Origin of the sequence: Streptomyces aureus, from assembly GCF_001418135.1 — a bacterium.
Classification (GTDB): domain Bacteria; phylum Actinomycetota; class Actinomycetes; order Streptomycetales; family Streptomycetaceae; genus Streptomyces; species Streptomyces aureus_A.
In genome coordinates this window covers 1-11,669 of sequence record NZ_LIPQ01000369.1, presented here as the reverse complement: position 1 = coordinate 11,669, position 11,669 = coordinate 1, and the positions used below count along the sequence as shown (strand labels likewise).

3 protein-coding genes are annotated in these 11,669 nt (G+C 65.6%); 2 read left to right on the top strand and 1 reads right to left on the bottom strand.

Annotation, left to right across the window (positions count from 1 at the left end):
* Positions 1–1,837: DNRLRE domain-containing protein (locus AOK00_RS27610; RefSeq protein ID WP_159041862.1), on the bottom strand; the 1,837-nt coding region annotated here is incomplete at its 3' end.
* Between the two features lie 553 nt (positions 1,838–2,390).
* Here AOK00_RS27610 and AOK00_RS27605 point away from each other — a divergent pair.
* Complete coding sequence (locus tag AOK00_RS27605; RefSeq protein WP_079042227.1) at positions 2,391–9,842, top strand: HNH/ENDO VII family nuclease; 7,452 nt, start codon at positions 2,391–2,393, stop codon at positions 9,840–9,842.
* Positions 9,839–10,333, top strand: a complete 495-nt coding sequence (locus AOK00_RS37585) for an SMI1/KNR4 family protein (protein ID WP_079042226.1) — start codon at positions 9,839–9,841, stop codon at positions 10,331–10,333. The genes AOK00_RS27605 and AOK00_RS37585 overlap by 4 nt, the downstream gene beginning before the upstream one ends.
* The last annotated feature ends 1,336 nt before the right edge of the window (positions 10,334–11,669 follow it).

Sequence of the window (11,669 nt, the reverse complement as noted above, 5' to 3'; positions counted from 1 at the left end):
GGGCGGTGGGGGGCCGGTTGTAGGTGAGCTCCAGGTAGGGGGCGTTGTCACCGTCTGCCTGGAACTTCTTCCACGCGTACTGCGACTTCTCGTCCCTGGCCCGCATGCCGAAGGTGATCATGCTCTTGCCCTGGTCGGCGGCCTTCTGCGCGGCGCCCAGGACGTTGAACGTCTCGTATTCGTCCCGGCAGTGGGACTTGTAGCCGTGGGCGAAGCTGCGTGCGGGTGCGGCCAGGTTGGAGTCGGTCAGGGGAGGGGCGTTCTTCCAGTTGGTGCGTCCGTTGATGGGGCTGGTGACGTGGACGGACATGGCCCGCGCGCTGCAGGACCAGGAGTACGTCTCCAGCATTCGCAGGGTGGCCTTCTGGATCTTTGCGCCCTTGAGGTTCTTGTCGTACGAGATGTTGAAGTACGAGCGGGAGGTGCCCCAGGTGTCGGATTCGTAGCCGACGCGGGCTTCGTGGGTGCCGCCCTTGTTGAAGTCCTTGCCGTTGAAGAACGTGGCGTTGGGGTGGCGGCTGTAGGCGGTGGTCCAGTCCTGGGTGCGCTTCTTGACCGTGGGGTCGATGAAGACGGGGTAGACGGTTGCCGGGTCGTTGAGGAAGTCCTGGCTCGGGGTCAGGAGCCAGTTTCCGTCGGACAGGTCGGCTTCGACCAGGTCGCCGCGGGATTCAGGGGAAGGGCCGTTGAGAAGCGGCAGACTGAGGGTGGCCGCCGACCCGGTCTGGGACGGTTCCGGTGTGGGCTCTGCGGGGGCCGTAGGTAGCGGCCCCTCGGTCAGCGTGGGGCCGGGCTCGTCGGTGGCCGTGGGGAGTACCTCGCCCTCGGGGTCGACCAGGTCGTTTGCCAGATCCTCCGTGCTTGCGCTGGGGCTCGGTGTCGCTGAGGTTTCCGTACTCCTCGATGGTTCGGGCGACTCGGACGCGGTCGGTTGGGACGAGGCGCCCATCTCACCATCGGTGACGGCGGGTGCTCCGCTGTTGTCCCACATCAGGGGGGTGGGCGACAGCGCGACTTCGTCCCCGTCGGGGTTCTCCGCCCCGACGATGCCGGACGCCGCGTCGAGGCGGAAGGTCAGAGTAGGCGAGGAGAGTCCGTAGGAAAGCTGTGTGACCCTCGGGTCCGCTGCCGCTTGACGGTTCTTCACCACGATGAGCTGCGCGAAACCGTCGTCGTCGGCCGTCAGGACCAGATCGGCTCCCGGGAGGATCTCCGGATACAGGGCCCGTGAGCCGTCGATGATAGGCGTAGGGACGGGGCCGGGCCAGGTCAACTGGATCTGGTGGGATTCGGGTTCGCCCACCGTCAGCGTGACCAGAGGGCTCGCCGTGCCTTCCTCGGTGGCGGCCGCGGGCAGCAGGGAAGCGCGGCGCGCCTTCTGGCGTGATGCCCGTTCGGAGGCGGCAGCCATACTTCCCGCGGAGAAGACGATGTGCGTATTCGTCGCCGTCGGTTCCCAGCCTGCGTCTGTGCGGCGCAGGGTGGTGTCGATCGGCTTCCAGCCCTGGCCGACTTTCGCCCACATCGGGGAGGCGTAGAGCTTCTTGGTCATGAGCCCGTCGGGGCGGGCCCAGGTGGTCGAGCGAGCCGTCCGCTCCGCGGTGACCTCGACCTGTTTCCCGGTCTTGCGGGCCAGCGCGGATGCGGATGTCTGGGTGGCCGAGTTCGGCTGCTGATTCCGAGCCGCGTCACCCTGGCCGGCGGTGGACGGCTGGGAGGCGTCGTCGTGGGGTGCTGTCTCGAATCCCGCATAGGTGATCGCGCCCGCAGCGAGCGCGGTGGCGAGTGCCACGGCACTCACCCGCCTGCCGGGCAGCCGGCGCCGTGTCTGTCGCATGAGGTGAGGGACCCTTTCCCGAGCATCCGGGCTCTCACGGCACCGGCTGAAACCACTGAGCCGGCCATGACGTCTGGATGACTGAGTCCGGAGCAGAGCACGTCTCCGATGGGCATGGCTGGGCGAGCCGATGATGACCCATCCATCTCCCGTCGTCACCCCACGCTCAGACGAGGCGAGAAGCCTTGCCCGCCGACTGCGGACGCCACCCCCGTCGCAGTGCGGCGCGCAGACGACAGGGCCAGCAACTCCTCCAAGGAGACAAGGAGTGCCAAACAGGAGTGAAAAGGCATCACCGAATGGCGTTTCAGAGGCATATGGAGCGATCACACTGTTTATCGATCTTGATCTGATGACCGCATGTCTGCAATGAAAGAAGCCGTTTAACCGCCATCTAGGCGGATTCGAATGATTACGCTCCGTGATGTTATTCACGTGAAGTCATACGCTCTGGTGTTCCTTCACAGTTCAACCGCAGAATCTGCTCAATCTGAAGTGCATTCACCTGCGGTCCGCTCCGGTCCCGCTCCAAGTGGTCCGGAGGGCCCCCGCCTTGTTCGGTCGAATCTCGTCTGCGCGCCGCCGTGCGCGGCGAACCGTCATACCCGCCCTGGGCGCCGCCCTGCTGGTAGGCCTCCTGCCTGCCCAGTCGCTGGCCCTGCCGCCCGACCCGGCGACAACCGAAACCGGCCGGGAATCCCTCGAAGTGGTCGAGCCACTCGAACTTGAAGAGCTCAAGACGGACAAGCCCGCCGACGGCGTGGTGTTCGAGAAGGACCTCGACACGCTGAAGGTCGATATCCCCGCCGATCTTCAGCAGGTTCCCGCCGAAACCTCGACACTCCCGCCGGCGAACACCGGCACCGTGTCCTTCGGGTCCGGCCTCAGCACGGCCCTGATGGCCGAGTCGACCACCGAGACCACGAGTGCCCCGGTGCAGGTCCCCAACGTCCCGGTCAAGCTCGGCCAGGCCGGAGGCCAACCCGTACCTACCGGCGACTGGGCGGCCACAGTCGTCGACCGCACCACGGAGATCAATGCCGTTGACCGGGCGCTGACGGTCGGCACACTCGTGACGGTCCAGGCCCCCCTCAACGCCTCCGTGCCCATCTTGGTCCAGCTCGACTACAGCAAGTTCAAGGACTTCCACGGCGCAGACTGGGCCTCCCGTCTGCGCCTCGTCCAGTTCCCCGAGTGCTACCTGACCATGCCTGAAGACGAGGCCTGCCAGGCGTACAAGGAACTGGAGACGATCAACGACCCCGCCACCAACTCGGTCACCGCAACCGTTGATACCACGTGGGACGGCACAAACACCCCCGCCCTGTTCACCGGCGGACTCCACCCGGCCGGCACCGGCGTGCTGCAGGCGTCCTACACCACCGCCGCGGCGGGCGGCGACAAGGCCCTGATCGGCGCGGTGGACTCCGGAACCGGCCCCGGCGGCTCCTTCAAGGCCACACCCCTGGCCTCCAGCGGCGCATGGTCCGCGGGCGGCTCCTCAGGTGCGTTCACCTGGAGTTACTCCCTCGCCATGCCGCCCGCACCGGCAGGCCCCACGCCGAGCGTGACACTCTCCTACAACTCCCAGACCGTCGACGGGCGGACGGCCGTATCCTCCCCCCAGGCCTCCTGGATCGGCGAGGGCTGGGACTACGACCCCGGCCACATCGAACGCCGCTACCGCAGCTGCCAGGACGACACCCACGACCTCACGGCCGGCACGCCCAACAACACAGCCGCGGCCGACAAGAGCAGCGACCTGTGCTGGGCGTCGTACAACGCAGTCATGTCCCTCGGCGGCAGCACCACCCAACTCGTACGCGACGCCCCCGCAGGCAGCAACGCCGAAACCTCCGTCGAGACCTACCGCCCTCAGCGTGACGACGGCACCCGCATCGAGCGTCGCACCGGCGGCACCAACCGCGACAACAACGGCGAGTACTGGGTCGTCACCACCACGGACGGCACCAAATACCACTTCGGCCTCAACCAGGTCAACGGAGGCCACTCCGACACCAACTCCGTGTCCACCGTCCCCGTCTACGGCAACCACCCCGGCGAGCCCTGCCACCACATCACATCCTTCGCCGCATCCCGGTGCGGCACGGATCCCGCGACGGGCAAAGACAAGCAGCAGGCCTGGCGATGGGGCCTCGACAAGGTCGAGGACGTCCACGGCAACGTGATGATCGTCAACTGGACCCAGGAGACGAACCACTACGCAGTCCGCGGAAAGCGCGACAAGAAGCCCGAACAGTACGACCGCTCCGCCTACCCCACAAGCATCGAATACGGCATGCGCGCCGCCGACCTGACCAAGCGATCCGCGAAGGTCGAGTTCGGCGCGGAGGAACGCTGCCTGAAGTCCACCACCGCCTGCGACCCCGCCAACTTCGCCAAGACCAACGACCCGGCCGCATACCGTCCCTGGTGGGACACCCCGGGCGCGCTGAACTGCAAATCGACCTCGAAGCTCTGCCCCTCCTTCCCGTCTTTCTGGACCCAGAAGCGTCTGGACACGGTGACCACGAAGGCAGCCCGCCCCGGCTACGGCGAGGGCAAGGTCGACACCTACACGCTCCACCAGTCCTTCCCCGAGGACTGGTACGACAGCTCACCGGGCCTCTGGCTCAACTCCATTACCCGCACCGGCTTCCGCCCCGGTGACGCCACCGGGACCCCCCAGTCCAAGGACGGCGTCAGCTTCGGTCACTACACGGTCGGATCCCGCCCCACATCGCCCTTGCGCAGCCCGCTCGACGACAAGCAACTCCCCAACCTCGTCCCCGCCACGACCGGCGGCAAGAGACCCGGCTTCACCCGCCCGCGCATCGGCAACATCGCCACCGAAGCTGGCGCCAACATCGAAGTCGAGTACACCGGAGGCTGCGCAACCCAGCCCGCCGCCGACAAGGGCAAAGCCAACACCTACTGCTACCCGGTGCACTGGTCCCCCGACGGCGAAGAGGACACTCCCCCCAAGGCCTGGTTCAACAAGTACGTCGTCGACTCGGTCACCGAGACCGACAAGGTGGCCAGCCTCTTCGCCGACCCCATTCGCACCGAGTTCACCTACTTCGGCCCCGCCTGGGCCAAAAGCGACGACGAATTCCTCCGCCCGGACCTGCGCACCTACAGCGACTGGCGCGGGCATCGGCAAGTAACGGTCACCAAGGGCAACAAGACAAGCCCCGGGACTCAAACCCAGTCGCAGTCCGTGACGCGCTACTTCCAGGGCATTGGCGGAAAAGTCTTCGACTCCATCGACGCCTCCATCTACGACTGCGCAGATCCCGATGAGGACCGGTGCGCCGTCCTCGGCAATGACGAGCCGCAGTACGCCGGCATGACGGCCGAGACCCTCACCTTCCTGAACTCCGACCAATCCCGTGACTACCTCAACGTCGACAACAACACGGTCGACGCTGCCGCCGCGGACCGTGCGACAAAGCCGCCGTTCGAGACACGGACACGAGTCTTCCCCGAGTCCGAGGAAACCGCTTCTCGACCACGTGAGACCGAAGGCGACCCCGACCTCACCGCGCTGCTGGCCCACCGCACGAGCGCCAAGAAGTCGGAAACCATCCAGTCCATCAGCGGCACCTGGCGGGCCGTACGGACCACGACTTTGGAACGCGACAACCACGGACTCCCCCTCACGGTCGAGACCGCCGTCGTCAAGCCGGACGGCACCGGCGGTGAGACGCTGTCCGACCAGGCCTGCGCCACCACCGAGTACGTCCACAACGACGCCAGCACGGTGTGGCTGATCGGACTGCCCAAGTCCACCCGCTCCACCGCGACAACGTGCGCGGGACAGGCAACCGCCGATCCCACCACCGAACTCAAGGGCTCGGTCCACTTCACCTACGACAACGGGGGAACCCTCTTTAGGGGCCTTCCCACTTCAGTGTCCGCGGTCAACGGCACCGGCACCTCCCACTCGGTCACCACCACCACGACGTACGACCCCCTCGGCCGCGTCCGCACCGTTACCAAGCCGGGATCAGGCACCGCCGGGGCAACCGAGACGACCGAGACCCAGTACACCCCCGGCGACCAGGGCGGCCCTGTCACATCGGTGAAGACCATCAACGCCGCACAGCACGCCACCACCACAGCCTTCGACCCCGGTCGCGCCCTGCCACTCACCGTCACCGACCCCAATAGCCGCGTCACCAAGACCGAGTACGACGGGCTCGGCCGCCTGGTCAAGGGCTGGTCCGCGTCCCGTTCCTCCGGCACCCAGACCCCGAACGTCGAAATCATCTACCAAGCGGCCAGCGCCGCGCCCGGCCAGAACACGCGCCCCGCAGCGGTGACCGTCAAGACACTCAAGGACGACGGCTCCTACGCCCGTCAGGTCACCCTCTACGACGGCCTGATGCGCCAGGTCCAGACACAGTCCGAGGCCCACGGCCCGGGAAGAATCGTCACAGACACCAAGTACAACGACCACGGCCTGGTCAAGGCGCAGACCGGCGGCTACCTCGCCAAGGGCGAGGTGATCACGGAACTGTTCGAGGTCCAAACACCCACCCTCGTCCAGAGCTCGGTCAAGACCAACTACGACGGGCTGGGCCGCCCGATCCGGCAGACTCCCTACCACGGCCAAAGCGCCCAGGACCCGAAGACCACCACCTACCTTCCCGACACCGGCGTCAAGGTGGACCCTGCGGGCTCCACCACCCCCACCACCATCACCGACACCGACGCCCTCGGCCGCGTCACCCAGATCAAATACTTCACCGAAGCCACACCTCCTACCGATGGTGCCAAGGTCCGCAAGACCACCTACGGCTACGACAAGCGCGGCAACCGCAACAAGGTCACCGACCCTGCCGGCAACGCCTGGACCTACACCTACGACGCACGAGGCCGGCTGACCTCCACCACCGACCCCGACACCGGCGAAACCACCACGCACTATGACGCCGCAGACCGCCCCGACACCGTCACCGACGCACTCGGCCAGTCGACCTACACCACGTACGACGCCCTCGGCCGGGCCACCACCGTCCGCCAGGGCTCGGCGACAGCCACGCCGGTAAAGGAGTTCAAGTACGACACGGACTTGGACGACAACGTCAGCAAGGTCGGCTGGATCGGCCTGCTGACGGCATCCAAGCGGCACACCGCCGACGGCGACTACATCAACCGAGTCACCAGCGTCGACACCGAATACCGGCCCACCAGCCGGCAGACAGTCATCCCCGTCAACGCGAAGACCGCTGGCCTGTCCGGCACGTACACGTACACGTACAGCTACACGCCCACCGGAAAGCCCCTGTCAGTCACACTCCCCGCCAGGGGAGGACTGAACAGCGAGAGGGTCATCACCCGCTACAACGAGGACGGCCTTCCCGAATCCACCTCCGGCCACAACTGGTACACCACCGACGTCACCTACTCCCCCTACGGCGAACCGCTCCGCATCGTCTCCGGCTCCCAGCCCTCCCGGGTCTGGACCACCAACTTCATCGACGAACACACCGGACGCCTCCAGCGCAGCGTCACCGACCGGGAAACCGCCCTGCCCCACCGCATCACGGACGCCCGGTACGCCTACGACGCATCGGGCATGATCACTGCGAGCGCCCGGGAGAACACCGAAGGATCCGTAAGGACCTGGGACAACCAGTGCTTCACCTACGACGCCATGGGCGAACTGGTCAACGCCTGGACCTCCTCCATCACACCGCCCGCCCTCACACAAACAGAAACCGGCGGCAAGGGATGCAAGGCCGCCTCAGGAGACACCTGGGGCCACCGCCCCGACGGAGCCCCCTCCAGCGGCCCCGTCGCTGACGCAACCCCCGACGCCGGCACCACAGCACCCGCCAACCTCGCGCAGACAGCGCCCTACGCCGGCACCGTCGCCACCGGCACGACCGCCTACCACCAGTCCTTCACCTTCGACCGGCTCGGCAACCGCGCCACCATGACCGACCACGACCCGGCAGGCGTCACCGCCAACGACACCAGCTACACCTACACCTACAGCGCCACCCAGCCACACACACTGCTCTCCGCCGCCTCCACCACCACCGGCAAGAGCAGCAGCTACACCTATAACCCCACCGGCACCACCAAGACCCGAGACCTACCCGGCACCACCCAGGACCAGACCCTGCAGTGGACCACAGAGCACAAGCTCGAGTCGAACACCGCCGGCAGCGTCAAGACCACCTATGTCTACGACGCCGAAGGCAACCGCATCCTGGAGAACTCGCCCACAGGCAGCACCCTGTACCTCGGCGAGACCGAACTCACGACAAACGGCACCACCATCACCCGCGCCTCCCGCTCCTACGGCCAGGCCGGCACCCCCACCGTCGTACGCACCACCGCGAACAGCGCCACCACCGGCCACGCACTCGCCATCCTCATCGCCGACCACCTCGGCACCGCTCAGACATCGGTGGCGATCTCCCCGGAGCAGCCCGTCACGCGCCGCGCGTTCAAGCCCTACGGCGAACTCCGCGGGCCCAAGCCTGCCGCCTGGCCCAACAAGCGCAGCTACCTCGGCGTCGGCATCGACGACACCACCACCGGCCTCACCCACATCGGCGCCCGCGAATACGACCAGAACACAGGCCGCTTCCTCTCCGCCGACCCGGTCATCGACCTCACCGACCCGCTCCAGATGAACGGGTACACCTACTCCAACGGAAACCCCGTCTCGAAGAGCGATCCCACCGGCCTGTGGCTCGACGACGGAACAGGCAACAACGAGCCCGGCGGCGGCCCCGGCGGAGGCCAAAGCACCACACCCGGTGTTCCCACAGGTGGAACAGGACCTGGCGGCTGCTACTACACGTGCGGCAACACGGAAACACCCGCCAGCACAGGAACAACCGACACCACGGGAACAGCTGGTGGCACCGGAGATGCCGGCAAGAAGGGCTGGTTCTCCCAATTCGCCGACACCTTCGTGGCGGAGGGACCAAAGTTTGTTCAATCCGTCTGGAACGGGGCCTCCACCGAATTCTCGAATATCGGAAACTGCATCTCCTGGGACGGAACTTGCAAGGAAGCCCTTTCGGATCTGAACAATCGGATCAATCCCGCCCAGGCCATGGCCGAAGGCGTTGTCGCTCGAGGCAGCGAGGTCGCCACAGACTTCAACCAGGGCAGGAGCGCTCAAGGCGCCGCGAAGATCACATTCGACTTCGTGCTCGCAATTGTCGCCCGAAAATTGAAGGTCCCCGGCTGCAAGTGCTTCCTTGCCGGAACTGCTGTCCTGATGGCAGACGGCAGAACCAAAAACATCGAAGACATAGAACTAGGCGACGAAGTCAGGGCAACCGACCCCCAGAATGGCGAGTCAGGACCTCGGAAGGTCACTCACCTCATCGTCACCGAAGACGACAAGCACTTCAACGAACTCACCATCTCCACACCCCACGGGCCTTCGAAACTCACCGCCACACACGAGCACCCGTTCTGGTCACCGTCAGAGCGAAACTGGATCGAAGCCGGCCAGCTCTCCCCGGGGATGACACTCCTCACCGAATCGGGCCAAACAGTCGCCATCGCGGCAAATCGCAACTTCACCCGCAAGGCGCGCACATACAACCTGACCGTTGACGACCTCCACACGTACTATGTGCTGGCTGGATCGACACCAGTCCTGGTGCATAACGCGACCTGTGCGATCTGGTCGCTCACTGAGCACAACGGCCAGCGGGTGTACCAGCGTGATGACCTAGTGAATCCGACTTACGTGTCACCTAAGGACAAGTACGGTCGCGACAACCTCAAACGAATGAAGCAGGGGTTGGCTCCAATGGGTCCGGATGACAAGCCGCTGAACCTGCATCACATGCTCCAAACAGAGAAGGGACCGCTTGCCGAGGTGACAAACTCGATGCACTACGGAAACTACCATCAGCTCCATTGGAAGTCGGGCACTAAGATCCCAAGCGGTATTGATCGAGAAGCATGGGATGCGTGGCGAACCCAGTACTGGAAGAATCGAGCGGCGGGATTTAGCAGATGACGAACGCTGTCGAGGCAAGCGCGCTAGTGATCGGGTTGGTTCTCGAGAATAATGACATTGCGAACCATGCTGACGGCTGCGACACAGCGACAATCACTGCCGCCGAGCATGAACTGGGTACTGCACTCCCTCCCTCGTACCGCCGCCTGATCGAAGAGTTCGGAACCTGGGATGTTGCTGGCGAAGAGTTCCTCGGCGTGTATCGAACACCTGCCATGGGACAGAAGCTGCTGGGCTCCGTGACTGAGACTCTGGATGCCTGCAGTCAGTACGGAATGCCATCTGGCCTTATTGCTGTAATGTTCGACGGAATGGGAGGATTGATCGTTCTTGATTCCTCGCAAGTGGATCAGGAAGGCGAGTATCCTGTCCTCGTTTGGAATCCTGGCGTCGCGGACCGTCAGAGCATGGAGAGGCTCGCGGATAGTTTCGGCTCCTTCGCTCTCTCGTTGTGCCAGCGCGCTGTGACTCGCTGGCGAGAATCCAGCTGATGCCAACGCTCCCGCAGAATTAGGGCCGATCACGGCTTCGGCCTGGAGTGAGTCGTTATGGCTGCCCCCGGCGGCCAGGGCCAGCGGTCGGCCCTCGCCGTCGCAGGCGAGGTGGAGTTTGCTGATCAGCCCGCCGCTGGAGCGTCGGGGGCCTCGTTCTTCGAGCCCCCTCGGCGGCGGCATGTTGGTGGCTCGCAAGATGGTGGAGTCGATCGCAACCAGCCAGTCCACCTCGTCCACGTCTGTGCTGCGGCCAGGCGCCGGTCGAAGGTGCCGTCGGCGGCCCAGCGGGCGAACCGTCCGTGGGAGGGCTCGTATCCGAGCCCTGCGCCAGATCATGGTGCAGAACTACGACCGTGACACCGCGGACACCTGCACGGGCGCACCGCCGAGAAGGAAGGTCGGCCCGAGCTGCCGTCCTTGTCGCGGGCCGTCGTCTCTCCCTACGGCACCTCGGCCGGCTACGCACGTCAGGACACATCATCAGCGAGATGGGATTCGCCGCTCACTTGGCCGAGACCTGTTCTCCCGCTGTCCCCAACGTGATCACGGACGTGGCCACTACCAACGACAGCCTGGCACTGCCCGGGATCCATACCCGTCTGGCCCTCCGCGGGCTGCTACCCGCCGAGCATCTAGTCGACTCCGGCTGCGCATCCCTGCCCCGCGTGGAACAAGCCGCCCGGTGAACACCAGGTCACCGTTGTCGGGGTACAAGCTCGCTCACGTACACAGCCGGGTACGGGCTCAAGTGCAGAGATCGGCTTCCTCCGGCTGAAGTGCACGAGAGGGCTGCCGGGGTCATCAGGCCAGGAATGCGCGGACCGCGCCGAGTGGTCAAGAGCGCCTACGGCGTCGCTACGCGATGGGCTTCGCCCACCCTGGACAACTCGTCCCGCTCCGAAGCGCGGCGGGCTATCGGATAGCCCCGGACCAGTGACGTCTGGTTTCTGCACTGCAGCTTATACGCGGATAACCATCGAACCGTTGCCGACCAACCCCACCCGGCAGCATCGCCAAGCCAAGGGCTTCGCCCGGGACGACTTCCACATCGGTTACGACCGCAGGCAGGTCACCTGCCCCCAGCGCCAGATCGGCGCGGCTGGCACGACCCCAACCCGACCTCTTCGCCCACCGCGGCCCGGCTGATCGTATCCAGGTTCACCCAGAGCCGCTACCGCCGCTACCCGGCCCGCACCCAGTGCGCCACCACCACCGACAACACCCGCACCGTGGGCTTCCCTCCGCGAGAGCTCCGCGACCTGCAACTCCGCGTCCGCACCGAGGAACAGACACCCAAGTGGAAGACCCGTTACGCGGTCCACTCCGGAGTGGA

Bases quoted from the DNA above. Each gene is read 5' to 3' on its own strand.
- AOK00_RS37585 (WP_079042226.1), top strand. From the start codon at position 9,839: ATGACGAACGCTGTCGAGGCAAGCGCGCTAGTGATCGGGTTGGTTCTC.